This is a genomic window from Sellimonas intestinalis (assembly GCF_001280875.1).
GTDB lineage: Bacteria > Bacillota > Clostridia > Lachnospirales > Lachnospiraceae > Sellimonas > Sellimonas intestinalis.
Genome location: NZ_LGAJ01000007.1, coordinates 126,256 through 151,957 on the forward strand (window position 1 = coordinate 126,256; position 25,702 = coordinate 151,957).

Sequence of the window (25,702 nt, forward strand, 5' to 3'; positions counted from 1 at the left end):
GGCGATTTTTTGAATATCAATGCGATCACAACCGATGACCTGCGGCGCATGGAAGGCAAAGACGGCCTGATCTTACAGGGCTGCGGCGGGGATTTGAAGGAATGGGTGGACGGAATCAATGAGATGTTCACCGAGGCGGGCATTTTGAAGGATGGCAGTAAATTTGAGGATGTTTCCACTTTCCAGTATGGGGAGCTTACCTGTCTGCTCTATCCTTTCGAGGATGTAAAGCTGGACATCGGAAAACTTGCTGTGTGGCGTTTGCAGACCCATGAGAATTTCGGGGGCACCTGGCTGTCCGATTTTGTACCGAACCGTTTGGGCGGTTTTATCGGGGAACCTTCGCCGGAGCCGGAAAAACCGGATTGTGCGCTGATCGGCCAGGACGGCAATATCTTCAATTTGGTAGGCATTGCGGCCCGTACCCTGCGTAAGCATGACCTAAAGGATCAGGCAAAGGAAATGAAAGACCGAGTGTTTGCCTGCGGCAGTTACGGGGAGGCGCTTTGTATCATTGGCGAGTATGTCAATATCACGGATTCCGAAGCGGAGCCGGAGCACAGACCTTCCCTCCGGCAGCAGATAAAAGACGCAAAGCACACGGAGACGCCCCAAAAGCAGAAACCAGCAAAACAGCAGGAACGATAAGGAGGATCAGAATGGAAAAAGAAACAACCTACGGCGTATGGGCGGTGCGCAGCGGCGCTTCTATCTTCGGCCATGCCGAGGCGTGGTGCAAGGAGGACGGAAAACCTTTGGAATTTGACACCCGCGAGGCTGCGGAGGCTTATGCCAGGGAAATGAACAGCAAAACCACCGCCAATGTCCATTATTACGCACAGGAGAAAGAACCGGAGCCGGGCGCCGTCAGAAAGACTTCCGCACAGGCACAGCCGGATTTGGATGCCCGCGCCCATGAGGAAATGACACCGAGAAATGACGGGGCAGAAAAGCAGAACGAGATTCCCGGCAGACAGGTCATGCCGGAGACGGACCCGCTAGTGGAAATCCGCTCTGCGGTCCACAGCAACTATGCGGGCATGGTCGCCATGCTGGGCGCGGATAACCGGGTGTACCTGGGGCGTGAGGAACGCTGCCACTACCAGGATATGCAGGCGTCTTATTATGACAATCAGGACGGCTCCCTGTGCTTTGTCTGCGATCAGCCGGACATGTACTATTTCCTCTATGGGGAGGGCTGGGCGCATACCCAGGGGGAAATGCTGGATCGCGGCCTTACCCTGCGCCAGTATGAGGAATTTGCAAGGCTTCGGGACGGCGTGCTCTCACAGTTTACACCGAACCGGGAAATCCTGTTCGCCGGACAGCCCTTCCAGCCGCCGGAGAGCTATCTGCATAATGCGGAGCTTTACGAGGAAGGACAGACCGGAAACTACAATATGCTGGATGGCAGGCTCAATAATGAGCCGCCGGAGCGCCCCGATCTAACGGACGGGCAGACGTATGAGGAAATCCAGGAGCTTGCCCCGGAGACGTTGCCGGAGGAAAAAACCTCCCTCATGGAAAAGCTGAAAGCAGACCGCCCGGAACATGAGGCCAGACAGGTTGCGCCTCCTGCGCCGGAAAGGGAACGCTGATGGGCACGATAAGGTTCGAGGGCGTGGACATACTGGACAGCCTGGAGCAGATCATGGAGCTACACACGCAGCATTATAAAGATGATTTTGACCTGGATAAAGAGCTGATTCCAAAGCTGGCCGTATCGGGAGAACCGGAGGACCGGCGCCTTCTCTGGCTGTCGCGGCCCTGCGGCACCTATACCCTGCGAGAATGGGAGGTCTATCTGGAAGGCAGCCATGCAAATAAAGTGTGGAATTTTTACCATGAACAGACAAAAGACCCGGTCCTTGCCTATGCCCTCTCTATCAAAGATGTGCAGGATGGAAAAGTGATCGGCAATATTTATCCGCTGGATTATGGGGCGCATGTGGAGCGGGTAAAGCTGCTGACCTGCCCTATTGGAAAAGTAGCCGTTTTGTTTGAGGACGGAGCCCGTATCAAAATTCCTTATCAGAACCAGAGCCAGCTTATAAATGAGCTGATGCCGGTACATGGGAAACCACAGTCAATAACCGGGTTGCCGGAAAGCGAGCGGGAGCTTGCCATAATTCTGAAACGGGAACGGCTCAAACGCTTTTACCATGCCACAAACGGTGACATAAAAGAGTATATTGACGGCCTGAGAAAAGGCACTTTGCGTGGAAAACTCAAAGAAACTCGGACGGCCGCCACATCCTCCCATAAGCCGCCCTCACATAAAAAGGAGCCGGAACGATGAAGGCCGGGCATAACAAAAAATCCGTCCGGGTGGAATTCGTCATGTCCGAACAGGAGGCAGAGCTGGTAAAGGGGCGCATGGCGGAACTTGGGATTACAAACCTTTCCGCATATCTCCGCAAGATGGCGGTGGACGGTTATATCATCCATCTGGATATGAGCGACATTCAGGAAATGATACGGCTCCTGCGTATCTGCTCCAATAACTTAAACCAATATACCAGACGCGCCAATGAGACCGGCAGTATTTACGCTGCCGACATGGACGATCTGCGCACCCGCCTGGACAGTTTGTGGGATGGCATGGATAAGCTGCTGCGGGGATTTGCGAACATTTCGTAAACAGGAAAAAACGCCGTTGCTTTCCGGCAGCCGGCACGGTAGAATTTTGATAGAGGGGCAAATATGTTTCTCTTTGAAACACCCTTTGGGCATACCGGAATGTCCTAAAAAACGGACATGGAAAAGGAAAGGAGGCGGGCGTATGCGTCTGATTGGTAAATTGCTGGCACTTCCCTTTGTACTGGTTACGGGGATTCTTTATCTGGTGTGCAAATTCCTTGTGGTGGTCTCCGGCGCTGTGCTGGGGATTCTATCGGGGATCGTATTTCTGGCGGCGCTGGCACTGTTCTTTGCAGCCGGATTCTGGCCGGGGCTTTCATGGCTGGGGATTGCGTTCATGATCAGCCCCTACGGTCTGCCAATGGCGGCGGCCTGGCTGGTGGGGATTATCGGCGGAGCAAACAGCGCGTTAAAGGATTTTGTATTTGGTTAAACAGTTTCGGCGGGGTTCGTTGGCAGCCCCGCCTTTTTTCTATAATTATGGCTGTCTGCTATGGCAGCTTTTTGATTGGAGGGATTTCATTGAAAGATACAACACCAATTTATTTTCATTCTGCCACCTATGCGCATGAGCATGGGGAACTGGATCAGTACCGTGCTTCCCACAAGGCAAACATTGCGTGTAAGGAGGCAATCGAACAGGCCATTGCGGACAACTACCGGGACAACCGCTTAGGCCCCGCATGTGTGCAGCAGGTCTTACAGAAATTTGATCCTGACCGGATTTTCTATGTCCTTGCCAACACGGTCCAGCAGAAAGATTATGACGGGCGGATTTCCCGTGATAACAAAGCGTGGGCGCAGACAATCCCGGTCTGTGAGGATAAGGATGGTTTCGGATATGACCGGAATGTTTGCTTTGTTGTTGACCGCAGCCATACGGGACTGATGGATTTGTTTCTCACGCAGGCAAGACGGGAGTATGCGCTGGCACAGGAGAAACCTTCTGTCCGTGACAGCCTGAATAAAAGTGTCGGGCAGCAGGCGGCTCACAGTGGTAAACCGAAAATGAAAAAAGAACAGGCACGATAACAGGGCCTGTTTTACAGTAAGGGGGTGATGGGATGGCGACCACACGGCTCATGCCGCTGCACGTTGGGAAAGGCCGGGATGTCTCCACGGCCATAGCGGATATTATTGACTATGTAGAGAATCCGCAGAAAACCGATTTTGGAAAATTCATTTATGGCTATGAGTGCGACACCCGGACCGCCGATGCGGAGTTTCTTTTATCCAAACGGCAGTATGCGAACCTGACCGGACGTAACCGGGGTGCGGATGATGTGATTGCCTACCATCTCCGGCAGGCGTTCAGGCCTGGCGAGGTCACGCCGGAAGAAGCGAACCAGATCGGGCGGGAGCTGGCATTAAAGCTGACGAAGGGAAACCATGCTTTTGTTGTCTGCACCCATGTGGATAAACACCATGTCCATAATCACATTATCATAAATTCTACCACGCTGGACTGCCAGAAAAAATTCCGCAACTTCTGGGGCTCTACCTGGGCGATCCGGCGCATGAATGACAAGCTGTGCCTGGAGCATGGGCTTTCCATTGTGGAGAATCCGAAACCCAGCCGCGACCATTACGGCACATGGATGGGAAGTCAGAAACAGCCTTCCCACCAGGAGCAGCTACGATGGGCTGTTGACGCAGCTCTGGAAGAAAAGCCGAAGGACTTTGAAGAACTTTTGAAGAAACTAGAGGCGGCTGGGATTGAAGTCAACCGGGAGCGGAAGTACCTCCGCTTTCGCCTGTCGCCGGAGGATCGATATACCCGGTGTGACACGCTAAAGGGCGACTATACCGAGCAGGCCATCAAAGAACGGATCGCCGGCACCCGGACGGTGAAGCCGCGCCGTACCTCTCCCCAAAAGCCGGTTTCCAAAGTCGGGCTGCTGGTGGATATTGAGGCGGCAATCCGTTCCGGCAAAGGTCCGGGGTATGAACGCTGGGCGAAGGTTTTTAACTTAAAACAGCTTTCCCAGGCGGTGATCTGGCTCAAAGAGCATGGCGATATGAGCTATGAGAATTTGCAGAAAAAATCAGATGCCGCTACCGCCAGCTTCAATGCGCTGACGGTACAGATCAAAGAATTGGAAACGCAGATGACCGCCAACGGGGAGCTGCAGAAACAGATTGTAAATTATGCCAAGACGCGGGCGGTCTATGTGGAATACCGGAAAGCCGGGTACAGCAAAAAATTCCGTGTGGCGCATGAGACGGAAATCCTTCTGCACCAGGCGGCGAAGAAACACTTTGACGAGCTGGGGATCACAAAGCTGCCCTCCATCAAATCTCTGCGGGAGGAATACGCCGGACTTCTGGAACAGAAACGAAAAGCCTATTCTTCTTATAAGCAGGCCAGAGCCGATATGAAAGAGCTTTATAATGTTAAAGCCAATGTGGACTATCTGTTGGGCGGGTCTGTGATGGAACGGGAGCGGGATAATGCACGCCAGTGATAGTTTTGTGTTTTTAATCAGACTGCCTAAATTATAATGCAATGTTCAGGAAAGAAATTTTTCAAAAACTATTGACTTTGACGTTCCGTCATACCGTAGAATAAGGTTACAAAATATTGAAAGGAAGTACAAAATATGAGCATCCTAAAAGTACAGGCCGTTCGCTCTGACGGTATCTACAGAAAAATCATGGAAGCGCCAGCTTCTAAAAAAAATGATATTTATCGCTATGAAATGATGAAGCCTTTTGAAAAGAAGTGGGCCTGCTACAATGTGCCAATGAAGGCTGCACAACCGAATGGCTATGATGTTATTATGGCAAGTGGTATGTTGGGCTTTCTTCTGCCAGAAAAAATTGATGAAACATGGGCCCAAAGTATTACACTGTTGGACGACAACCAATTTTGGGATAATTGTCAAAAGTCTATCGAGCGGTCATTAAAGTGTTTTTCCGATGCTGGAATAGAATTTCCTGTGAAAGAATATCTATACACTGTTTTGCTGGCTGACCCCCAAAATCCTTATTCGATAATGAATGACAATTACTGTGGAGATGGAGGTATTCCCGGCTACATTTTTACATGGCTTGTTCCATCTGAACACACTAAGAGCAGACTTCCCGTAGCGTTGGCACATGAAACAAATCATAATGTCCGTTTCCAGTTTATAAAATGGCACAATGACATTACTCTTGCTGAAATGATGATAAGTGAGGGCCTTGCTGAAAACTTTGCTACTTACCTATATGGTGAGGAAAATGTAGGACCGTGGGTAAGCAAGACAGATATGGAAACTTTGAACGGATATATTAAACCCATCATCCAGGAAGGGCTGGATGTACAAGGCTTAGATAACCTGACAGCATATCTATATGGTGATGAAATGGCTCAAATGCAAAATTATTTTCCTGTTGGTTTACCCTATTGTGCTGGATATGCTTGTGGCTATCATATGATAAAATATTATCTGAAAAAAACAGGAAGATCTATCATTGAAGCTACCATGACACCTGCTGATGAAATACTAAAAGAAGTGGAGGGATTTTGGAATGAATCCTAAAAAAATGATGATTCATGAGGTTGCAAAGCTGACCGGTATTACGATACGTACTTTGCATTATTATGATGAAATCGGTCTGTTGGAACCTACCAAAGCAGATAAGACAAAATATCGTTTATATTCCGAAAATGATTTAGAGAAGTTACAACAAATTCTATTTTACCGTGAAGTGGGGTTTTCTCTAAAAGAGATCAAGGCATTATTATCAGCACCCGTATATAATAAACGAGAAGCGCTAGAAAGACATTTAGAACTTCTCAATCTTAGAAAAAAGAAGATAGAGGGACTTATTTGCTTAGTCAACGATACTTTGGCCGGAAAGAGTGATTACTCGTTTACAGCATTTTCAAATGCAGAAATTTCTGCTCTACAAGAAAAATATAGGAATGAAGTTATCGGACGTTGGGGCAGCACCCATGAGTATCAAGAGTTTTCTTCTTTTTTTTCAGCCAGAGCCGAAAAAGAGAGAAATCAGAAGTGGAATGATTTTTTAATATATTCCCAAAATGTCTTTGAACGACTGGCGGAATATAAGGCAGAAACACCTACTTTACCCGCCGTCCAATCTATTGTTGCAGAGTGGCAAGAGTATATTTCTGAAAACTTCTATCCCTGTTCGGATGATATGCTGATGTATCTGGGCGAACTCTATCAAACAGACGAACGGTTTGCCGAGTACATCAACAGATTTGCTACATGGAATGTTGCAGAGTTTTTTGGTGAAGCAATTAAAGTCTATTGCTGTAATCGCTAATAACCTATTGTATCTACCTGGCGGTGGAAAAGAAAAACGTTGCTAAGCAGCTCCTTTCCCACGCTCCTATTACATTTTACTGACGGTAACTTTAAGAAATCAAGACCGCCATGCCGTTTTACTATAGCTATGATAAGGTTTTTTCTTTTTCTATCTTCATGTATAAAGATTTCAGCGTTCCAACGGAACGCGCAGCCATCACCGCAGGTGATGATCTCAGGGGTTTGGGGACATGTCACCAACAAGCATTTTGGCAGGAATACCGGAAACGGATTCCTGCCAAAATACGCAATCTTACGGAAGATTGCATTGCTTGCCATTTTGTGGTGACTAGGAAAAAGTTCTCATACTATGAACAGCATTGATAGACTAAACGAAAGACGGTACAATAAGGATGCAGCAAGTAACATATAAAGCTGTGATGAGATAAAAGTACAAATATAGTTGGAGTAGGTGGTGAAACGATGTTTCGGATAGGAGAATTTTCAAAGCTGACACAGGTATCTGTCCGTATGCTTCGATATTATGATGAAATGGAGCTTTTGAAACCGGCAAAGGTTGACAAGTGGACGGGACACCGGCTGTATTCGGTGGAGCAAATACCGCGTCTAAATAAAATCCTGTATTTGCGGGATAGTGGGCTGAATGTTTCAGAAATCGCGCTTGCCCTGACGATGGACGAGCAATCACTCCTTGCACAGCTCGACAAAAAGCACATAGAGATAGAAAATGCAATACAGGCCGAACGAGAAAAACTGCGTAAGATCGAACTTGCAAAAAGTGAAATACAGGGTGGTAAAGGAGAACTGCACTATAACATCTCCGTTAAGTCGATCCCGGCGTATCAGGTACTGTCCTTGCGGAAAGTTGTACCAAACTACTATTCCGAGGGCGACTTATGGAAAGAACTTACTGCTTTTACCGGTGCGCAAAAAATAGAAATAACGGGCAATACATTTTCCATTTATCACGATACCGAATTTCGGGAAACAGATGTTGATATTGAGCTATGCGCTCCGGTAAAGAAAATGGGAAAGGCAAAAGCTCCATTTTGTTTCCGTATGACAGAACCAGTCCCATATATGGCTTGCACAATGGTCTATGGAGATTTTGCAAATATAAAAGGAGCCTACCTTGCCTTTGCCGAATGGCTGCAGAAAAACAGCGGATACAAAATGGCTGACCCGATGCGTCAAATTGTGCATAGAGGCCCGTGGAATGAGAATGATCCTGAAAAATATCTGATTGAACTTCAAATACCGCTGGAATATATATGATTGTATAGGCTTTGAAATGTCCTGCTAAAAATACAGGGCATTTTATATTTTTCCCTGTTGCATCTCACATGGTGTGAGGTCTTATACTGGATTTACCAACAAATCTAGGAGGAAAATATGACCTATCAATTAAAAGCCATTGGCAAAGTAAAGAATGATGAAAACGGCACATTTATTCAGTTAAAACCGGAGTACATTCCCGGACTGCAAGCCTTAGAGGGCTTCAGCCATATCAATGTCCTTTGGTGGTTCAGCGATTGCGACAACGACGCAGACCGGAATGAATTACAGACAGAACAGCCCTATAAAGGCGCGCCCGAAGTCATGGGTGTATTTGCGACACGCTCTCCTGCACGTCCGAACCCCATTGCATTAACAGCATCCGAAATTATTAGCATTGATTTCACCAACGGCACGATTCGTGTTACATTCATTGACGCAAACGATAATACACCCGTACTCGACATCAAGCCTTACACACCGAGTTTTGACAGAGTTGAAACGCCCGGTGTTCCTGCATGGTGCAGAGAATGGCCGAAAAGTACAGAAGCGTCCGGCTGTTTCGATTGGGGACAGGTGTTCAACTTTTAAGGGGGCGGCTTATGAAATTACAGGATTTTGTTCAGGATAAACCTATTCTTGAAACGGGGCAACTTATCCTGCGCCCTTTGCGAAAAGAAGATGTTGCGGATTTGAAAGAATGGCTGGGAGACAGCTCCGTTTATCGGTATTGGGGCAAACGTCCCCGAAAAAGTGACTTAAATCCAGAATTACTTTTCCAAAAGCCGGAGAAACCTAAGAAAAGTTTTCATTGGGGTGTTGTACACAAACAGGATAATAAAGTTATTGGCGATATGTGGGTGTATCTCATTGAGAATGACCGCATGGCAAAAGTGGCATTTCGCCTTTCACCTGCCTATCAAGGCAACCGGTTTATGACAGAAGCGCTGGCGAGAGTAACTATCTTCTGCTTTGAAGAAACGGAATTACAGCGTTTATGGGCTGATGTTCATGTACAAAATATTGCATCGTATAAAACTTTGGAAAAGGCAGGCTTCAAGCGGGAGGGGCTTATCCGTGAGGGTAAAATGGTAAACATCTATTGCGATTACTATTTGTATGGTATGACAAAAGCCGATTATATTGAAATCACCGATAAGGGGCTGCCTCCTTACGAGCATTGTGAACGCTTTTTCCGAAAAAACTGAAACCATATAGACCCAATCTGAAGGTTGACGGCAAAAGAAAAAAGCCGTTGTCCGGCTTTATCTCATGTTCTGATTTTTACGGCGGCTTTGAACAATTTAAGGTTCCAATTAAGTCGATAGCATTTGAAAAATACTCTGTTTGACCTGCTTCTTGATGATCTCAAAATCTAACCCATTATGTGAAAAAGATGTTTTTTCCTGCCGTAGCGAGTCAATCAAAATACAAGAGATATATACTTTTTCAAATAGGTCAGCACAAATAATCCCTCTGGTTTTTAATATATTGGCTATATTCGAGAAATAGGTGTTCTCAAGTGCAGAAAAGTGATGGTTGATTTCTTTATCATCTGCTATCACTAAACGCAACTGGACAAGTGCAAGGTTAGATTTAGCGTATAGATCAATATAGACATCCATCCACTTTTCAATGAATGTGGACAATTCAAGAACCTCTGGTAAACTGATAAGCTGTTGTAATAATTCAGACGAAATTGCATCAAGATGCTGCTGAAATGCCTCTGTAAAGATTTGCCGTTTATCCTCAAAGTAGCTATATAATGCCCCGGTTGATACACCGGCGTATTTAGCAATTTCAGCAGTATTTGTTTTATAGTAGCCCTTTTCGCAGAAAAGATCAAAACCCGCTTTTACTATTTTCTGACGCTTTTCTATTGACCGTTTTTGTGTAGGCACTCTTGTCTTTGTCATCGTAACCCTCCTCCGTTTTTTTCATTATACCGGGGAAACATTGAAAGGTCAACACAAACAAGAAATTTTATTCGTATTTGTTGACGCAGCTACCATGTTGTGATAAGATAAGAATGTGACAAATTATTCTTGTTTGGAGGAAAGGAAAATGAAGTTTTTAGATTTGGCTAAGAGCCGGTGTACTACAAGAGGCTTTAACGATACTCCCATATCGGAAGAAGATTTACAAAAAGTATTATCGGCAAGTCGCGTAGCCCCAAGTGCTTGCAATCGCCAACCGCAAAGAATTATCGTTGTCCGTGAACCGGAAAACCTCTTAAAAGTTCAGAACGCATACAAAACCTTTGGATCGCCTTGTGTCTTAATCGTTTGCAGGGATAGGCGAAATGAACTGGTACGTCCCTTTGACAACAAATGTTCCGGCGATTTAGACATCGGTATTGTCTGCGATCACATGATGTTAGAGGCAAGAGAGTTGGGGCTTGGAAGTGTAATGGTTGGCCTGTTTGATCCTTCAATTATCAGAAAAGAGTTTGATTTACCAGAATACATAGAGCCGACTGCATTACTAATACTGGGCTATCCTGCAAACGGTTTTTTAAGTCCAGACCGTCATCATACTGAACGGAAACCTTTATGTGACACGGTTATGTTTGAGCGTTACAGTGAAAAATAAAGTAATGCTCAGCTTTTGAGCGCACAATAAAATAAATATCTATACTAACGGAGGGGATGATGACATGGGAATTATCTTCTCGATTCGCAAAAACAACAGAATAATCCCGTGTACAGCCCATTCGCCATTTCCGAAACTAATAAGGGGCAGATAACCATTGATGAACCGTTTACAGAGATTCAAATGGACGATTTATATTTCTGCCAGGAACAACGGCTTGTATGTGTTGACAAGCAGGTAATCAAATTAACGGCTAAGGAATTTGACATTCTTACTTTGTTGATCACTCACCCGAAACGGGTATTTACTTATGAGTTGATTATGGAATTGGTCTGGAATGAGGACTATTCCTACTACTCTCGTAAAGCAGTCAACAACCATGTGAGCAATCTGCGGAGTAAGCTGAAAGTTACGCAGGATTCCCCGGACTATATAAAAAGCGTTGTCGGCGTTGGTTACAAATTTGAAGTACCATAGAAAAGGTCACAGGGTAAGATTCTGCTTCCCTTGTGGCCTTTATTAGATACGGTAAGTGATGAAGAAACATTAAGGCGGCTCTACAGTCTGGGATACAAGAGAAAACTATCCCGAATTATTTTTCTAAAAGGCAAATTATAGAAATTGACAGTGTAAATGTCTAAAAAGTTATCACGAACATTTTTAAAGAAATGCCTCTATTACTGGCTTTCTATGAAGTATTCGGGATAATTTGACTTTTGGTATAGCCGGTAGTTTCAAAAACCTTTATTTAGGATATGTTCACAACGATGCCATTGCTATTATTCGGTTGACCGCCTATAATGGAGGTACAATTATCAACAGGAGGTTGGCTATGTTTGAATATATGACAGTACAAGAAGCTGCGAAGAAATGGGAATTGTCCGAGCGCCGGGTGCAGAAACTATGTGCTGAGGACCGGATTGATGGTGTAATTCACCTTAGTCGAATCTGGCTGATACCCCAAAGTGCGGAAAAACCGGCTGATAAAAGGAAAAAATAATTTTTCCGTGAGGTTTCTGTGGCATTTGGGTGCTACACTGAACATAAAGGAGTGTGATAGGATGCGTATTTTAGTAGTTGAGGACGACCACCTCTTGAACCATACCTTTTGCGGGATATACGGTGGATTCCGCATTGACAAAACAGAAGGCAGAAGATTTTCTGACGAAGCAGGACTATGATTTGATCGTGCTGGATGTAAACCTGCCGGACGGGAATGGTTTTGATTTCTGCCGGGAGACAAAAGAACGCCGCCCTGATACGGCGATTATCTTCCTGACCGCAAACGATATGGAAAGCGATATGCTCAAAGGCTACGAACTGGGCGCGGACGATTATGTGACAAAGCCATTCCCTATGAGCGTCTTTCAAAAAAAGCTGGCAGTGATGCTGGGGCGGCTTGAAAAGCAATCCAGCGGAGACTGTTATGAGGACGGTGCGCTTACAATCAATTTTCCGGAAATGACTGCTGCCCTTTCCGGCGAGCCATTGGTATTCACTCCATTGGAATACCGGCTCTTAAAGGTCATGACGAAAAATCCGCGGATTGTCTTGACCAGGCAGGTACTTCTTGAAAAGCTGTGGGACGCGGATGGCAACTTTGTGGACGAACATGCCCTAACATCTGCAATCAGCCGGGTACGGAACAAGATAGAAACAGATGGCCGCCAGTATATCAAAACCGTGTACGGCATGGGATATATGTGGATTGGAGGGTCACAGAAATGAATATGCGAAAGCTCTCCATCAATAAAGCCTGTGTTCTTTTAGGGGTTCTTCTACTGTTAGCAACAGGATTCATTTCTGCCTCTGTCTATATGCTGACCCGGAACACGGACGCCGTATGGTGTGTATTCCTGTTCAGCTTTTTTATACTGCTCTGCGTCATTTGCTTTGTGGTACTGATCCGCCGGAAGCTGGTAAAATTCTCCGATGCCTTTTGCGTTATGCTGGACGATATGCTGTCTGGGGCTGAGCAGCCACGGCAGAGCGTAGAAGAAGAAAGTCTGTTTTATAAAATAGGCTTCCGTCTTGACCGATTATATGAAGTCATGCAGGAAAATAAAAATAACATCGCAAAAGAGCGGGCCGACCTGCAGGAGTTGATTTCCGACATCTCCCACCAGGTAAAAACACCGATTGCAAACCTGAAAATGATTAACAGCACCCTGATAGACCAGGAGGTGCCGGTACAGAAGCAAAAGGAATTTCTGGCGGCGCAGACCAGCCAGCTTGATAAACTGGACTTTCTTATGCAGGCCATGATAAAGACTTCCCGGCTGGAAACGGGCGTTATCTCTTTGGAGAAGAAGGAGCAGCCAATCTATGACACCCTCGCCGCCGCATTGGGCGGCATTCTGTTGAATGCCGAAAAGAAGCAGATCGATGTTCAAGTAGACTGCCCGGAGCATTTGGAGGTGTGCCATGACCGGAAGTGGACAAGCGAAGCGCTATTTAACATTCTGGATAATGCTGTGAAGTACACACCAGAGGGCGGCGAAATCCAAGTGCGTGTAGAGTGCTGGGAAATGTATTTGAAGATTGACATTGCTGACACCGGCATTGGGATTCCAGAGCGGCACCAGGGAACGATCTTCAAACGGTTTTACCGGGAGGACGTCGTACATGATGTAGACGGGATCGGGATTGGGCTGTATCTGGCCCGTGAGATTATCTCCTTGCAGGGCGGCTATATCCGGGTGGCTTCGGAGACTGGGAAAGGTTCTGTCTTTTCCGTTTTCCTGCTCCGAAAGTAAGCCAGGAGCACCAGTATTTGAAATGTCACAGGATTGTGACATTTGGGGCCGGATTTTGCTGAAATTTTTGGTGGCTCGTGACATTTCTGCGAGGTTTGACCGTTACAATGGGTTTATCAAAAAGAAAGGATGGTGTTCTTTATGAGCATTTTGCAAACAACTGACCTCAAAAAATACTATGGTACAGAGCCGAACATCACGAAGGCCTTGGACGGTGTGACCCTCTCCATTGAGCAGGGAGAATTTGTCGCCATCGTCGGCACTTCCGGCAGCGGCAAATCCACATTACTGAATATGATTGGCGGGCTGGATGTGCCGACTTCTGGCAAAGTGATTGTAGACGGAAAAGAACTATCTGCATTAAACGATGAACAGCTCACCATTTTCCGCCGGAGAAAAATCGGCTTTATCTTCCAGAATTACAATCTCGTTCCGATGCTGAATGTTTACGAGAATATTGTGCTGCCCGTGGAACTGGATGGCGATAAGGCAGATAAAAAATTTATGGATGAAGTGGTACGGATGCTGGCGTTGGAGGATAAGCTGAACAATCTGCCGAATAACCTTTCCGGCGGCCAGCAGCAGCGCGTCGCTATCGCCCGTGCCCTGATTTCCAAACCTGCTATTGTCCTTGCTGATGAACCCACCGGAAACCTGGACAGCCGAACCAGCAGCGATGTATTGGGACTTTTGAAAGTTACCAGCCAGAAATTCCATCAAACCCTCGTGATGATTACCCACAACAGCGAGATTGCCCAGCTTGCTGACCGTATCATTCGGATCGAAGATGGCAGGATTGTGCTGTAAAGGAGGCAGGACTATGAATGACATTTTATTCGGCAATAACAATAAAGCAATCATCAAAAAACTGGCAAACCGCAGCTTCCGCAGCAACAGGATGCGAAATGTGATTGCAGTAATTGCGATTGCCCTGACAACCTTTCTCTTTACATCTGTCTTAACCATCGGTATGGGAACCAAAGGCACATTGGAATACAGTATGGCAAAGATGATGGGGTCCTCGGCGGATGTGCTGGTTCAGGGGCTTTCTGAGGAACAGTTGCAGCAGTTAAAAGAGAACTCTATGTTTGAAAAAGTAGGCCGCTGGATACCCATAGAGATCATGACTAACACCAACCGACGTGTTACAGAGGTTGATTATGCCGATCAGAACCAACTGGAACTTCGGCTTTTGACACCTCATACGGGCTCCACACCACAAAAAGCAAATGAGGTGTTGGTATCTGCCAACATACTGAAGGATCTGAATATCGAAGAAAAAGTCGGTGCAGAAATTCCTGTTGAATTCAAAAATCAAGGACAGCTTTACCATTTTGATATGGTCGTATGCGGTATTTATGACACGCCAAATGAAAAATCAGAATCGGTTATTGTTTCTGAAGCGTTTATTGAAGAAAATCAGGATTTGATGAATGCCGTTGCCGGGGAGCGTGCCGGCTGTGGTATTTATGCGGCCGATGTGGTAATGCGGGACAACTACATGGCAAAGGAGCGTATTTCAGAGTTTGTCCGTAGTATCGGAGGAAACCCGGATGACGCAAGCGCTGATAACGCTGTGCGTGTTGCGCCTAATCCTATCATGTCTAATGACGGCAATCTGGTGATCTGGCTGGCGGCCGCCGTATTTGGTGTCCTGTTTATGTTCTGTGGGTACCTGCTGATCTACAATGTATTTGAAATTGCTGTAACCAACGATGTTCGACAGTATGGTTTGCTGCGGACGGTTGGAACGACCTCCCGTCAGGTAAAGCATTTGGTCAACCGGCAGGCACTGTATCTATTCCTAATTGGTACACCATTTGGGCTGTTTTGGGGCATATTGCTTGGACGCGGCATTTTGCCCGCCGCAATTCAGACATTTGCTGTTGATTATAGCGGTGGAAACATTGAGGTTAGATCGCTTCCATATCTTGCTATTATTGCAGGCGCAATCCTGTTTTCAGGGCTTACCGTTTATATTAGCACCAGAAAGCCAGTAAAAAAAGCATCCCGTGTGTCACCTATAGAAGCAATCCGCTATGTAGAACAGGATGCTTTTTCTGTAAAACAGAAAAAGACAGACACCGGCGCAGTCATTCCCCGCATGGCGAAAGCCAATCTCCAGCGCAACAAACGCAGGACAGTTTTTATTGTGATTTCCCTAACCTTGAGTATTGTGCTTCTAAACTCGGTGTTTGTATTCAGTGGCAGCTTTGATGAAGGTACTTATATTGAAAAACAAACCCGAAGTAATTTTGTGGTTTACAATCCAGGTATTCAGGCAGCTTTTGGAGGTGAATTTGGGCACGAGAGCGCCCTTTCGGAAAAAGCAATAGAAGAAATTGAACAGCAGCCAGGAGTAATGAATGAAGTCCGTCTGTACCGCAATACTTTTGAGGACGACCATATCGCCTGTGATTGGGGTGATTCTTACTCGATTGATAATACAGATAAATATGCCTATCTGCTCCCTGATTCGTTAAATTTAGGATGGGGCAAGGATAAAAGTTATGCTGCGTTGACTACGGATAACCTGCCCCTGGGAAATGTGTTTGGCTTCTCTGAAAACCTCTTAAATAAAATGGATATGATAGAGGGAGAATCGGATCTGTCCGTTCTGAAAGACAAGCTGTGGAACGGCAATTATGTGATCCTGGTCGGCAAATATGATGACAGGGGAAACTTGAAGGGTGGTTTAGATAATCCTGCTTTTGCTGGGTTATCGGTTGGCGATATCATTCAGTTCTATGAAAATGGAACGCCGACGGAGGAATTTACTGTTGCAGCAAAAGCAGCGGTGACGGACAGTGAAATGACTTTGACCGGAGGCGGAGCCAATATCGCAACAGACATTGGCGGTCTGAATATCTATATGTCGGAAAAGAAGTTCAAAGAGATTTATGAATCCCCTACCTTGTACGGCTTTCTCTTTGATGTGGAGGCAAAGTACCAGCAGAAGATGGAAAACCATCTGGCGCAGGATACTGATATTGCCTATACGTCTATCTCGACACTGAAATCCAATGTTTCTGGCGTTAAAAATGTAGTTCTTCTGGTCGGCGGAGTGATTGGAGCCGTATTTGCCCTGGTGGGTCTGCTCAACTTCATTAATCTGGTAATGACCAACATCATTACCCGCCGTCATGAGTTTGCCACAATGCAGAGCATCGGCATGACAGACAACCAGCTCCGTAAGATGATGATCACCGAGAGTTTTTCCTATGTGCTGTTGGCAGGGATTGTCGGTACACTGACTGCGGGGGCGCTTGGCATAACATTGATAAGGGTCTTTATAGAGCAAGGCCCAACCAGCCTGATGATGTCATTCCAGATGACCTTGTTCCCGGCGCTGATAATGTTGGTTCTCTTTTTAGCTCTTGCGTTTATTGTCCCGATTGTTGCGCTCCGCTTCTTCAATAACCGAAGTGTTGTAGAGCGTCTGCGGGTGAATGAATAGTAAGAAGGCAGGGAATTATGTTTGTCGTATCTGCCATCTGTCTGATACATTACAGGAAAAAATATTCTTATTAAACAAGAAACTGTTTCCGTATTATAAGGGGATATGTTTTTATATAGTCAAGCTAACAGTGACGAATGACAACTTTATTCAGTCGAAATGAAAGCACAAATACCTACACTGATGGAGGTGACGACATGGGAAATTAGCTGTATTTGATATATCTGAACCGGGCGGCATAATTGCAGAAAAGCTGCTCATGTTATTAAGCGCCCGTCAGCGTCAGGAGTTAGTAAATTATCTTCTCGATTCTCAAAAGCAACAGAATAATCCCGTGTACAGCCCATTTGCCATTTCCGAAACTAATAAGGGGCAGATAACCATTGATGAACCGTTTACAGAGATTCACATAGGGGATTTATATTTCTGCCAGGAGCAACGGCTTGTATGTATTGGTGAGCAGATAATAAAATTAACCGCTAAGGAATTTGACATCTTTGCTTTGTTAATTACTCACCCGAAGCGGGTATTTACTTATGAACTGATTATGGAATTGGTCTGGAATGAGGATTATTCGCCCTATTCCCGAAAAGCAGTCAATAACCATGTGAGTAATCTGCGGAGGAAACTGAAAACTACATCTGATTCCCCGGACTACATCAAAAGTATTGTCAGCGTTGGTTATAAATTTGAAGCGCCATAGAAAAGGTCACAGGGTAAGATTCTGCTTTCCTTGTGGCCTTTATTAGATACGGTAAGTAATAAAGAAACATTAAGGCGGCTTTACAGTTTGTGACGCAAGAGAAAATTATCCCAAGTGTTTCTTTAAGAAATGCCTCTGTCGCTGGTTTCTATGAAATATTCGGGATAATCTGACTTTCGGTATAACCGGTAGTTTTGAGAACCTTTGTTTGGGATTTGTTCACAACGATGCCATTGCTATTATTCGGTTGACCGACTATAATGGAGATATAATTTTCAGGAGGTTGGTTATGTTTGAATATATGACAGTACAAGAAGCTGCAAAGAAATGGGATTTATCTGAACGTCGAGTGCAGAAATTATGTGCAGAAAATCGGATTGATGGAGTGGTCCATCTCAGCCGGGTATGGCTCATTCCCAAAGACGCACATAAACCGGCAGACAGTCGCAAAAAAGAAAATAGAATTTTTCGCTCATTGTAATAGTTTTCGGACATTTGCCTGTTATACTATCTGCAAATAGCAAAGGAAGTGAGGATATGAAGCAGATTTTAATTGTCGAGGACGACAGTTTTTTGAATAAGATGTTAGCCTATAACCTGACCGCAGACGGTTACGGTGTGACTTCTGCTCTAAATGCCAGAACCGCAGCCGAAGTCCTGCGACAGCGTGAGCTTGATTTGGTGCTGCTGGACATCAACCTGCCGGATGGGAACGGTTTTGAGTTGTGCAAGCTGATAAAACCCCAGTACCCGGACACCATTGTCATTTTTCTGACCGCCAACGATCAGGAGAGCGACCAGATACGAGGTTATGAGGTAGGCGCGGTGGACTACATCACAAAGCCTTTCGTGATTGGGGCTTTGCAGCGAAAAATCAAAGCTATGTTTGCTATGCTGGAACATCACAAACCGGCTAAGGATATTTACAACGATGGGCGGCTGTTTCTGGATTTTTCAGAACAGATAGCTTCTCTAAATGGTAAGCCCCTGCCCCTATCCCCGATGGAGTACAAAATGCTGAACCTGTTCCGCAAAAATCCAAAGCAAGTGTTGACCCGTGGGCAACTTTTGGAAAAACTGTGGGATATAGACGAGAAGTTTGTGGACGAACACACCCTGACAACCTCCATCAGCCGGATTCGCAGCAAGATTGAATCCGATGGCGGCGCACCCTACATCAAGACCGTTTACGGTATGGGCTATCAATGGACGGGAGGCGAGGCAAAATGAAGTTTAGGAACCTCTCGGTAAAGCGGCTGTTTGGCCGGGTGGCGCTGGGGCTTGTCCTCTCCATGTCCGGGATCACCATAGCCCTGTTTCTTGTGACAAAACAGACGGCGGCGCTGCTGACAGGCGGGGCGCTGCTGCTATGCGCCCTTGTGGGGATTTTTGTACTGACGCAGGCGTTTGGAAAGCGGCTGTCGCAGTTTACCACTGACCTGTGCCAGACCTTAGACCACATGATCGCCGGGAATGAAGCGCCCCAGCGGCCAGAGGACAGCGAAACCCAGCTTGCCAGAATTGGACACCGGCTGGCAAGGCTTTACCAGATCATGCAGGAGAACCGCCGCCGGGTGGACGAGGAACGGCAGGAGTTGCAGACCCTTGTATCAGATATTTCCCATCAGGTGAAAACGCCGGTAAGCAATCTGAAAATGGCGACGGACACCCTGTTGGAAAAGCCCATGACCGAGGCGGAGCGCACCGACTTTATCCGGGGAATCCGCAGCCAGACGGATAAGCTGGACTTTCTCTTTCAGGCCCTTGTGAAAACCTCCCGGCTGGAAACGGGCGCGATCCAGTTGGATAAGAAGCCGGGCCGCCTCTTTGATACCGTGGCACAGGCCATGAGTGGGATCGTATATGCAGCGGAGAAAAAGGAAATCGCCGTGTCCGTGGACTGCCCGGAGGATTTGACAGTTTCCCATGACAGCAAGTGGACAGCCGAAGCTCTTTTTAATTTACTGGACAATGCGGTGAAGTACACCCCGGCGGGCGGAAAAATCGCTGTGTCGGCGGTGCAATGGGAAATGTATGTAGAAATCAAAGTGGTCGACACCGGCAAGGGCATTTCCGAAAGCAATCAAGCCGCCATCTTCCGGCGCTTCTACCGGGAAGAAGAAGTACACGATCAGCAGGGCGTGGGTATTGGTTTGTATCTGGCACGCGAAATCATAACAATGCAAGGTGGTTATATCAAAGTGGTTTCGGAACCAGGACATGGTTCTGAATTTTCTATCATGCTTCCTGCAAAATAGAATGCGGCGGACGGCCATTTCCGGCTGCCACCGTAAATTTTTTTGAAATGTCCGAGCGTTGTAACATTTCACCCCGATTTTCGATGAAATTTTTTGGCCGCTGTAACATTTCGCGGACATTTGGGTTTTATAATACCCTTATCAACAGGCAGGAAGCCTTGAAAGGAGCTTTGAATATGAACGTTATGCAGACGATTGACTTGAAAAAGTATTATGGCACAAAACCAAACATCACCCGCGCCTTGGACGGCGTAAACTTCTCCGTAGACGAGGGCGAATTTGTGGCCGTTGTCGGAACATCCGGCAGCGGTAAATCCACCTTGCTTCACATGATGGGCGGGCTGGACACCCCTACTTCCGGCAATGTCATTGTCCGGGGTGAAGAACTGGCAAAGAAGAACGATGATCAGCTCACCATCTTCCGCCGCCGCAACATCGGCTTTATCTTCCAGAACTATAACCTTGTCCCCATTCTGAACGTCTATGAAAACATTGTCCTGCCTGTGGAGCTGGACGGCGATACGGTAGCTCAGAGATTCATGGACGAGATCGTGGGTATGCTGGCCTTAGAGGACAAGTTAAAAAATATGCCTAACAACCTCTCCGGCGGGCAGCAGCAGCGTGTGGCTATCGCCCGCGCCCTGATTACCAAACCCGCTATCGTTCTTGCAGACGAGCCTACGGGTAACTTGGACAGCAAGACAAGCGCCGATGTACTGGGTCTGCTGAAACGTACCAGCATGGAGTTTCATCAAACTATCGTAATGATTACCCACAACAACGAGATCGCCCAGCTTGCCGACCGCATTGTACGGATTGAGGACGGCAAAATTGTGGAATAAGGGGGTGACGGACTATGACTTGGCCTTTTGAAAATGATACCAGCGCCATTGTAAAGAAACTGGCAAGGCGCAGCTTCCAGCATGAACGGCAACGAAATTTGTTTGCTATTGTTGCTTTAGCACTAACCTCGTTTATGATAACCGCAACATTCAGCATTGGATTTAGCTACTTTGAAACCTACCAAATGCAGCAAACTCGGCTAATGGGTACTACTGCTGATGTCGGGATTACAAATGTAACGGAAGATCAGTTAGTTGAAATCGCAAAATCAAGCCTTGTCCTTGACGTGGGCATACAGCAGCGTTTAGGCAGCGTTGATACAGAACACCTGCAAAGTGCAAGATTAGGTATGGTATGGATAGACGATACAGAGTGGGAAGCCCACCGTCTGCCTACTATATCAGGTGTTGTAGGAAATTACCCGTCAAGCAAAAATGAAGTTATGCTGCCTACATGGGCGCTTGAACAGATGGGCATTTCTGATCCGCAAATAGGAATGGAAATTGCATTATCGTACCAAATCGGCAATAGCTACGATTATATTACCGATACTTTTTCGCTGTCAGGATATTATACAGACTACATTTCAACACGCACAAATAATCGTGGCTATGTTTATGTTTCAGCCGCTTTTAAGGATAGTCTAAATGTATCGCTGGACAATAGCGTTACCGCTATGCTCCGTTTCCAAGGTAATGATGATGTTGACAAAAACTGTGAGAGATTACAGCGCAAGATTGCCTTTACAGAAAAGCAAACATTTGAAATTGTACCATTAGGACAAGCAAATGGTGGGTCTATTGTTTTAGCTGTGATAGTTTTAGCAGTTTTTATTTCCTTTAGCGGCTACCTACTGATTTACAATATTCTCTATATCTCTGTCGCAAAAGATGTGCAATTTTACGGTCGCCTTAAAACGATTGGAACGACCAAGAAGCAAATCAAGAAAATAATTTATAAACAGGCCACAAAAATCTCTTGTATCGGTATTCCGATTGGCCTGTTGCTCGGCGCAGTTGTTTCTTTTGGTGTTGTTCCCTATTTTTTGAATATGATGTATTCAACAAACTCTGATGTAGGAACAAAAGTATCTTTTTCACCGCTTATCTTTATCGGAGCAGCTATATTCACGTTCATAACAGCTATGATTGCAAGCATGAAACCCGCCAAAATTGCCGGAGGCGTTTCACCAATAGCGGCACTTCGATATACAGCGGCCAGCACAAAGACCAGTATCAAAAATTGCGGCAAAATGAAGCTATCCAGAATGGCGTGGAACAATGTCTTTCGGAATGTTAAGAGTACCACCCTTGTTTTCGTGTCGCTGTTTTTCGGACTTTCTTTGTTCCTGGTCGTCACAGGGCTATTACATGGTTTAAGCCCGGAGAATTACGTGAGCCAATGGGGAGTGAGTGATTTTGCACTCACATACAGTATCCACGAAAATGAAGATTTAATTCCCAGTGAAATGGCTTCAGAAATCAGTCAGATTGACGGCATTGATAATTTGCGGCTGACCTATGCGCCTTATCCTCAAGTAACAGCAGAAGTTTTATACGATGATACCGTATTTCACGACTTCCTTATGTCGTTAGACGGAGTAAGCGACATTGATTTTTCTGATCCGGCAGAGTTAGAAAATTATCAGCAAAACTTTTTCAGCGGGATTTTTGGAATTGATAGCGCATATTTAGAAGAAATCAATAAAACCTTAAACACGCCTGTTGATATGTCTGCCTTTGAACAAGGAAATGTTGTGCTGCTGTCCCAAACGGTAGAGGGGCTTATTCAACCGGGACAGGAAATAACGATACAGACACAGAATGGACAACATTCCTTTGTTGTAGCAAATGGTTTTTTGGACGATGGCTTTCGAGCGGGGGGCGGCAATGAGCGTGGGACGGCACCTGATTTGTATATCAGTCAAGCGGCTTTGCAAGAGCTTTTCCCGCAGTATAGAATATTCCGGGTTGCCTTTGATACTGATGGGCAACAGGACGAAAATATACTGCAAGAATTGAAGCTAATCACCGCATCGCACTCTAATATTGATATTATATCCCGATATGAACGGCGAGAAGAAATACGGGATTATCTCGTTACAGCAAATGTTTTAGGAACAGGACTGTCCGTAATCTTGTTGCTGGTTGGGGTAATGAATTTCATCAATACAATGGTTGTCAATGTAAACACACGGCGCTATGAATTAGCTATCCTTGAAAGTGTTGGAATGACAAAGCGGCAAATCAAGCGGATGTTATCTATGGAGGGTTGCTACTATTGGGGCGTTTCTATTTTCCTTGTGGCAACTGTTGGAACGGCAATCTTCATCGTGCTATATGTAATATTTAGCAAAGAGGCCTCTTACGCTGTTTTCTCCTATCCTTTTATCCCGCTGATATTAGTAGCTGGACTGGTGCTACTTATCTGTCTTGTTGTGCCTATATGGGCATACATAACCGACACTAAACTATCGGTTGTGGAGCGATTGCGATTGACAGAGTAAGTTCGATTAAGCGGCAAAATATCGTTAGATTAAGGCGCAAGTCAGCTTTTTGTTCCCGACAATTACAATGAACCGGGGGTGTATAACTATGTCATTCAAGAAAAAATCCAGAATCATCGCATTGATTATGCTTGTTGTTGCAATCGCATTTTTTGCATTTACTATCTCTCATCCAACAGCAGGTTTCCCTTGGAGTAATGCCATAACATACTTCATTTATGCTGTTTACATTTTAATCATGGTGTTACTGTTTATAGCTCCTCATAAATGGGGAAAATGAATGCCACTGCGAATGAATATGCAAAGTGAAAGAAAGCACAAAAGTAAATTAGATGTTTAGTAAAATCAGTGGAGCGATTCATTAGCTGCTCCACTGATTTTTTGTTATTCCTTGATTAGATGTTTTGAAATGTCCGAGAATTGTAACGATTCAGCTTGCTTTTACCGGAAATTAGAGTCACCTCGGACATTTGTGTAATATTTGCAGTTCATACTTGTGGTAAATCAATATTGGGGGTGAGGACACATGAAAAGCTATTGAGAGTGTTGCCAGAATTGGTTGTAAATTTGAAGTATTCTAATAAAGACCACAAGGCAATTTTATTGTCTTGTGGTCTTTATCAGAATATGAGACTCTTTCATAAAATCCGTTCGAGACCGTGCTTACCTCAAAACACATTTTATATAAGCCTTACCAAAACTATGATGTTTCAGGAAAGAACATAGAATTTGCCCCTGTATAATCTCCCCAAAAGGAGGCTGATGAAGGATAAGCCTTCTGCGCTTCCTTTTCGGGGAGGGCTAATAAGTGCTGCCAAAGGGTAATATTCAACAAAATGGTTATTTTACATATAGGGCTTTATGCGCCGTAATCCATGTGGTATGGATTGCGGCGTTTTTAAGTCTGATCCCATTTGAGAAAATACATTATCATACATCTTCCTGCGCGCCCATTCTTTTATGGGCGCGTATTTCATATATAAGCGGCAGTTGCAATAAGGGTTCTCCGCGCTGCCGCTCCCCACCCTCTGATTTCGATTTTGCTTACCAATCTAAAAATCGAAATTGGAGGAATTACCCATGAAAGAAATTAACCTGCGGGATTATTACCCGTTTTATACGAAAGATACTGTTGTTGAAGTGCCTGACGAGGTGGCCGACCTGCTTCGGGAATATAAGCTGGCTGAAGCTGCCTATATTCTGCGTACATATCGGCACAAGGCATATTTTTCCCTGGACTACGATGCCAGCGTGGAGCGTGATGCGCTGGTGATCGTTCTGACACCGGCCGAAATGCTTGAACAGCAGGAGGAAAATGCCCGGCTGTATCAGGCGCTTGCTTCCCTGCCGGAGAAACAGCGAAACCGGATCACCTCGCATTTCCTGCTCGGCATGAGCCTTTCGGAAATTGCAAAGAGCGAGGGCTCCGGCGTCAGCTCTGTGCATGAAGGAATCCAGCGCGGACTTCGGCGTCTGAAAAAAGTTTTAGAAAAATTGGAAACAGACCCCGAAAATAATGCCCAAAAATGAAATGAATAATAGAGGGACATATTCGGCGGGACAAGCCTGACGGGTGTGGCCGTACAGCACATGCTCCGGCCCGCCCCAACTGAAATACTGTCATAACTGCCACGCCCCTCGCTTGCTCCTTGACAACCGAATATACGCTGTTACAGGTACTTCATTCTGTGTTCCGAGCGGCAGATGGGGCGGCGCGGCGACAGGCAGTCTAAGGAGGTGATGAATCCGGGCTGTCCGAGCGATAAACGCAACCCACGAAACCGGCTGTGGCAGGCAGGACGCGACGACGGCACAGATCACAATGGTACTTCTTCACGGCTCCCTAAGGACTTGGGGAGAGTTCCTGCGGCGTGCGCCAGCTCTGGCAAAGCGGCGGCGTATGCGGGGCTATGATGCGGTGACGCTATCCGCAGCCTGTAACAGCCCCGCCCTGGTAAATCAGGGCTTGCCGGGGGGCGTGGCAAATACGGCAGCTAATCGAAATCAGATACAATGGGCCGGGTCTGTGTCTGTATGGGCGCAGGTCCGACCTATTCATGTGGTTTTGATAACCAGGAATGTTCAGGAAGGAGTTGATATTATGGAACATGTAACTGCTGCTGGCGGAACCGGAACATTGGTAGATATTCGGGATGTTACGGTTGACAGGGAGCTTTCCCGTGAGGACCGGATTGCAGAATTTGTCCGTCAGATTAAAAACCCTTACCGCTTTAAGTGTGGGCGATTTACTGTCCACGCCAGTTTTGCCTCCGGCGGAGCCACCCTGGAGGAATGTATCAAAGGAATCCTCCGGTAAGCCGGATATTTTCCAGAAAGGGGCTGACTTTCCCGCGAAGTCGTGGTAGAATAAGAATCGGAAAAGGAATTGAAT

The 25,702-nt window shown here is 46.0% G+C and carries 28 protein-coding genes and 1 pseudogene; 28 read left to right on the plus strand and 1 reads right to left on the minus strand.

From position 1 onward, the window contains the following. The first annotated feature begins 9 nt into the window (after window positions 1-9). The 12 genes from AOA56_RS08010 to AOA56_RS08070 all read left to right on the plus strand — a co-directional run bounded on the left by AOA56_RS08010 (window position 10) and on the right by AOA56_RS08070 (window position 9,403). The gene (locus tag AOA56_RS08010) at window positions 10-648 is read left to right on the plus strand and encodes a hypothetical protein (protein WP_053769373.1); all 639 of its coding nucleotides are present in this window, start codon (window positions 10-12) and stop codon (window positions 646-648) included. Window positions 649-659: 11 nt separating this feature from the next. Then, a complete protein-coding gene (locus AOA56_RS08015; RefSeq protein WP_053769374.1) occupies window positions 660-1,598 on the plus strand; it encodes a DUF4316 domain-containing protein in 939 nt (312 codons plus the stop codon). Next, window positions 1,598-2,299, plus strand: a complete 702-nt coding sequence (locus AOA56_RS08020) for a hypothetical protein (protein WP_053769375.1) — start codon at window positions 1,598-1,600, stop codon at window positions 2,297-2,299. Before AOA56_RS08015 ends, AOA56_RS08020 begins: the two co-directional genes overlap by 1 nt. Next, complete coding sequence (locus tag AOA56_RS08025) at window positions 2,296-2,640, plus strand: plasmid mobilization protein (RefSeq protein ID WP_053769376.1); 345 nt, start codon at window positions 2,296-2,298, stop codon at window positions 2,638-2,640. The genes AOA56_RS08020 and AOA56_RS08025 overlap by 4 nt, the downstream gene beginning before the upstream one ends. 142 nt (window positions 2,641-2,782) lie before the next feature. After that, the gene (locus tag AOA56_RS08030) at window positions 2,783-3,073 is read left to right on the plus strand and encodes a CD1845 family protein (RefSeq protein ID WP_053769377.1); all 291 of its coding nucleotides are present in this window, start codon (window positions 2,783-2,785) and stop codon (window positions 3,071-3,073) included. 89 nt (window positions 3,074-3,162) lie between these two features. Then, window positions 3,163-3,672, plus strand: a complete 510-nt coding sequence (locus AOA56_RS08035) for a DUF3849 domain-containing protein (protein ID WP_053769378.1) — start codon at window positions 3,163-3,165, stop codon at window positions 3,670-3,672. Between the two features lie 32 nt (window positions 3,673-3,704). Continuing rightward, the gene (locus AOA56_RS08040; RefSeq protein WP_053769379.1) at window positions 3,705-5,105 is read left to right on the plus strand and encodes a relaxase/mobilization nuclease domain-containing protein; all 1,401 of its coding nucleotides are present in this window, start codon (window positions 3,705-3,707) and stop codon (window positions 5,103-5,105) included. Between the two features lie 135 nt (window positions 5,106-5,240). Next, window positions 5,241-6,164 carry a DUF2268 domain-containing putative Zn-dependent protease gene (locus AOA56_RS08045; RefSeq protein WP_053769380.1) on the plus strand — a complete coding sequence of 308 codons (924 nt, stop codon included), beginning with the start codon at window positions 5,241-5,243 and terminating at the stop codon, window positions 6,162-6,164. Further along, window positions 6,154-6,918: a MerR family transcriptional regulator gene (locus tag AOA56_RS08050; RefSeq protein WP_053769381.1), complete on the plus strand. Its 765-nt coding sequence runs from the start codon at window positions 6,154-6,156 to the stop codon at window positions 6,916-6,918. Before AOA56_RS08045 ends, AOA56_RS08050 begins: the two co-directional genes overlap by 11 nt. Window positions 6,919-7,382: 464 nt before the next feature. Next, complete coding sequence (locus AOA56_RS08060; protein ID WP_053769383.1) at window positions 7,383-8,195, plus strand: MerR family transcriptional regulator; 813 nt, start codon at window positions 7,383-7,385, stop codon at window positions 8,193-8,195. A gap of 117 nt (window positions 8,196-8,312) precedes the next feature. After that, complete coding sequence (gene tsaA, locus AOA56_RS08065) at window positions 8,313-8,786, plus strand: tRNA (N6-threonylcarbamoyladenosine(37)-N6)-methyltransferase TrmO (protein WP_053769384.1); 474 nt, start codon at window positions 8,313-8,315, stop codon at window positions 8,784-8,786. Window positions 8,787-8,797: 11 nt separating this feature from the next. Beyond that, window positions 8,798-9,403, plus strand: a complete 606-nt coding sequence (locus tag AOA56_RS08070; protein WP_053769385.1) for a GNAT family N-acetyltransferase — start codon at window positions 8,798-8,800, stop codon at window positions 9,401-9,403. Window positions 9,404-9,511: 108 nt separating this feature from the next. On the opposite strand, the gene AOA56_RS08075 is transcribed toward AOA56_RS08070, so the two are convergent. Beyond that, entirely contained in the window at window positions 9,512-10,111 is a 600-nt protein-coding gene (locus AOA56_RS08075) for a TetR/AcrR family transcriptional regulator (RefSeq protein ID WP_053769386.1), read from the minus strand. A 148-nt stretch (window positions 10,112-10,259) separates the two neighbouring features. Between AOA56_RS08075 and AOA56_RS08080 the strand changes: the two genes are divergently transcribed. The 16 genes and pseudogenes from AOA56_RS08080 to AOA56_RS16640 all read left to right on the plus strand — a co-directional run bounded on the left by AOA56_RS08080 (window position 10,260) and on the right by AOA56_RS16640 (window position 25,627). After that, a complete protein-coding gene (locus AOA56_RS08080; protein ID WP_053769387.1) occupies window positions 10,260-10,787 on the plus strand; it encodes a nitroreductase family protein in 528 nt (175 codons plus the stop codon). Between the two features lie 183 nt (window positions 10,788-10,970). Continuing rightward, window positions 10,971-11,264 carry a winged helix-turn-helix domain-containing protein gene (locus tag AOA56_RS08085; protein WP_167337750.1) on the plus strand — a complete coding sequence of 98 codons (294 nt, stop codon included), beginning with the start codon at window positions 10,971-10,973 and terminating at the stop codon, window positions 11,262-11,264. A gap of 355 nt (window positions 11,265-11,619) precedes the next feature. Further along, the gene (locus AOA56_RS08090; RefSeq protein ID WP_053769388.1) at window positions 11,620-11,787 is read left to right on the plus strand and encodes a MerR family transcriptional regulator; all 168 of its coding nucleotides are present in this window, start codon (window positions 11,620-11,622) and stop codon (window positions 11,785-11,787) included. Window positions 11,788-11,848: 61 nt separating this feature from the next. Continuing rightward, window positions 11,849-12,515 (plus strand): annotated as a pseudogene (locus AOA56_RS08095) (response regulator transcription factor). Continuing rightward, complete coding sequence (locus tag AOA56_RS08100; protein ID WP_053769389.1) at window positions 12,512-13,543, plus strand: sensor histidine kinase; 1,032 nt, start codon at window positions 12,512-12,514, stop codon at window positions 13,541-13,543. Before AOA56_RS08095 ends, AOA56_RS08100 begins: the two are co-directional and overlap by 4 nt. A 141-nt stretch (window positions 13,544-13,684) precedes the next feature. Beyond that, window positions 13,685-14,350, plus strand: a complete 666-nt coding sequence (locus AOA56_RS08105) for an ABC transporter ATP-binding protein (RefSeq protein ID WP_053769390.1) — start codon at window positions 13,685-13,687, stop codon at window positions 14,348-14,350. A 13-nt stretch (window positions 14,351-14,363) separates the two neighbouring features. After that, complete coding sequence (locus AOA56_RS08110) at window positions 14,364-17,000, plus strand: ABC transporter permease (RefSeq protein ID WP_053769391.1); 2,637 nt, start codon at window positions 14,364-14,366, stop codon at window positions 16,998-17,000. 334 nt (window positions 17,001-17,334) lie between these two features. Then, entirely contained in the window at window positions 17,335-17,703 is a 369-nt protein-coding gene (locus tag AOA56_RS08115; protein WP_330376459.1) for a helix-turn-helix domain-containing protein, read from the plus strand. A gap of 289 nt (window positions 17,704-17,992) precedes the next feature. After that, entirely contained in the window at window positions 17,993-18,184 is a 192-nt protein-coding gene (locus AOA56_RS08120; protein WP_053769393.1) for a helix-turn-helix domain-containing protein, read from the plus strand. A 56-nt stretch (window positions 18,185-18,240) separates the two neighbouring features. Next, the gene (locus AOA56_RS08125; RefSeq protein ID WP_053769394.1) at window positions 18,241-18,933 is read left to right on the plus strand and encodes a response regulator transcription factor; all 693 of its coding nucleotides are present in this window, start codon (window positions 18,241-18,243) and stop codon (window positions 18,931-18,933) included. Next, the gene (locus AOA56_RS08130) at window positions 18,930-19,961 is read left to right on the plus strand and encodes a sensor histidine kinase (protein WP_053769395.1); all 1,032 of its coding nucleotides are present in this window, start codon (window positions 18,930-18,932) and stop codon (window positions 19,959-19,961) included. The genes AOA56_RS08125 and AOA56_RS08130 overlap by 4 nt, the downstream gene beginning before the upstream one ends. A 176-nt stretch (window positions 19,962-20,137) precedes the next feature. Beyond that, window positions 20,138-20,803 carry an ABC transporter ATP-binding protein gene (locus tag AOA56_RS08135; RefSeq protein ID WP_053769396.1) on the plus strand — a complete coding sequence of 222 codons (666 nt, stop codon included), beginning with the start codon at window positions 20,138-20,140 and terminating at the stop codon, window positions 20,801-20,803. A gap of 14 nt (window positions 20,804-20,817) precedes the next feature. Then, window positions 20,818-23,310 (plus strand): ABC transporter permease, encoded by a 2,493-nt coding sequence (locus AOA56_RS08140; RefSeq protein ID WP_053769397.1) that lies wholly within the window; start codon window positions 20,818-20,820, stop codon window positions 23,308-23,310. 88 nt (window positions 23,311-23,398) lie between these two features. Further along, complete coding sequence (locus AOA56_RS08145; RefSeq protein WP_053769398.1) at window positions 23,399-23,590, plus strand: hypothetical protein; 192 nt, start codon at window positions 23,399-23,401, stop codon at window positions 23,588-23,590. A gap of 800 nt (window positions 23,591-24,390) precedes the next feature. Beyond that, window positions 24,391-24,840 (plus strand): sigma-70 family RNA polymerase sigma factor, encoded by a 450-nt coding sequence (locus tag AOA56_RS08150; protein ID WP_053769399.1) that lies wholly within the window; start codon window positions 24,391-24,393, stop codon window positions 24,838-24,840. 370 nt (window positions 24,841-25,210) lie between these two features. Then, window positions 25,211-25,627, plus strand: a complete 417-nt coding sequence (locus tag AOA56_RS16640; protein WP_330376461.1) for a DUF6870 family protein — start codon at window positions 25,211-25,213, stop codon at window positions 25,625-25,627. Window positions 25,628-25,702 lie beyond the last annotated feature (75 nt).

What these genes read in the sequence shown, in the direction of transcription:
- AOA56_RS08125 (WP_053769394.1), top strand. Translation starts at nt 18,241, where the DNA reads ATGAAGCAGATTTTAATTGTCGAGGACGACAGTTTTTTGAATAAGATG.
- AOA56_RS08060 (WP_053769383.1), top strand. Translation starts at nt 7,383, where the DNA reads ATGTTTCGGATAGGAGAATTTTCAAAGCTGACACAGGTATCTGTCCGT.
- AOA56_RS08110 (WP_053769391.1), top strand. Translation starts at nt 14,364, where the DNA reads ATGAATGACATTTTATTCGGCAATAACAATAAAGCAATCATCAAAAAA.
- AOA56_RS08070 (WP_053769385.1), top strand. Translation starts at nt 8,798, where the DNA reads ATGAAATTACAGGATTTTGTTCAGGATAAACCTATTCTTGAAACGGGG.
- AOA56_RS08145 (WP_053769398.1), top strand. Translation starts at nt 23,399, where the DNA reads ATGTCATTCAAGAAAAAATCCAGAATCATCGCATTGATTATGCTTGTT.
- AOA56_RS08150 (WP_053769399.1), top strand. Translation starts at nt 24,391, where the DNA reads ATGAAAGAAATTAACCTGCGGGATTATTACCCGTTTTATACGAAAGAT.
- AOA56_RS16640 (WP_330376461.1), top strand. Translation starts at nt 25,211, where the DNA reads ATGCGGGGCTATGATGCGGTGACGCTATCCGCAGCCTGTAACAGCCCC.
- AOA56_RS08040 (WP_053769379.1), top strand. Translation starts at nt 3,705, where the DNA reads ATGGCGACCACACGGCTCATGCCGCTGCACGTTGGGAAAGGCCGGGAT.
- AOA56_RS08135 (WP_053769396.1), top strand. Translation starts at nt 20,138, where the DNA reads ATGAACGTTATGCAGACGATTGACTTGAAAAAGTATTATGGCACAAAA.
- tsaA (WP_053769384.1), top strand. Translation starts at nt 8,313, where the DNA reads ATGACCTATCAATTAAAAGCCATTGGCAAAGTAAAGAATGATGAAAAC.
- AOA56_RS08130 (WP_053769395.1), top strand. Translation starts at nt 18,930, where the DNA reads ATGAAGTTTAGGAACCTCTCGGTAAAGCGGCTGTTTGGCCGGGTGGCG.
- AOA56_RS08140 (WP_053769397.1), top strand. Translation starts at nt 20,818, where the DNA reads ATGACTTGGCCTTTTGAAAATGATACCAGCGCCATTGTAAAGAAACTG.
- AOA56_RS08075 (WP_053769386.1), bottom strand. Translation starts at nt 10,111, where the DNA reads ATGACAAAGACAAGAGTGCCTACACAAAAACGGTCAATAGAAAAGCGT.
- AOA56_RS08105 (WP_053769390.1), top strand. Translation starts at nt 13,685, where the DNA reads ATGAGCATTTTGCAAACAACTGACCTCAAAAAATACTATGGTACAGAG.
- AOA56_RS08015 (WP_053769374.1), top strand. Translation starts at nt 660, where the DNA reads ATGGAAAAAGAAACAACCTACGGCGTATGGGCGGTGCGCAGCGGCGCT.
- AOA56_RS08085 (WP_167337750.1), top strand. Translation starts at nt 10,971, where the DNA reads ATGGACGATTTATATTTCTGCCAGGAACAACGGCTTGTATGTGTTGAC.
- AOA56_RS08045 (WP_053769380.1), top strand. Translation starts at nt 5,241, where the DNA reads ATGAGCATCCTAAAAGTACAGGCCGTTCGCTCTGACGGTATCTACAGA.
- AOA56_RS08025 (WP_053769376.1), top strand. Translation starts at nt 2,296, where the DNA reads ATGAAGGCCGGGCATAACAAAAAATCCGTCCGGGTGGAATTCGTCATG.
- AOA56_RS08020 (WP_053769375.1), top strand. Translation starts at nt 1,598, where the DNA reads ATGGGCACGATAAGGTTCGAGGGCGTGGACATACTGGACAGCCTGGAG.
- AOA56_RS08090 (WP_053769388.1), top strand. Translation starts at nt 11,620, where the DNA reads ATGTTTGAATATATGACAGTACAAGAAGCTGCGAAGAAATGGGAATTG.
- AOA56_RS08080 (WP_053769387.1), top strand. Translation starts at nt 10,260, where the DNA reads ATGAAGTTTTTAGATTTGGCTAAGAGCCGGTGTACTACAAGAGGCTTT.
- AOA56_RS08120 (WP_053769393.1), top strand. Translation starts at nt 17,993, where the DNA reads ATGTTTGAATATATGACAGTACAAGAAGCTGCAAAGAAATGGGATTTA.
- AOA56_RS08050 (WP_053769381.1), top strand. Translation starts at nt 6,154, where the DNA reads ATGAATCCTAAAAAAATGATGATTCATGAGGTTGCAAAGCTGACCGGT.
- AOA56_RS08030 (WP_053769377.1), top strand. Translation starts at nt 2,783, where the DNA reads ATGCGTCTGATTGGTAAATTGCTGGCACTTCCCTTTGTACTGGTTACG.
- AOA56_RS08100 (WP_053769389.1), top strand. Translation starts at nt 12,512, where the DNA reads ATGAATATGCGAAAGCTCTCCATCAATAAAGCCTGTGTTCTTTTAGGG.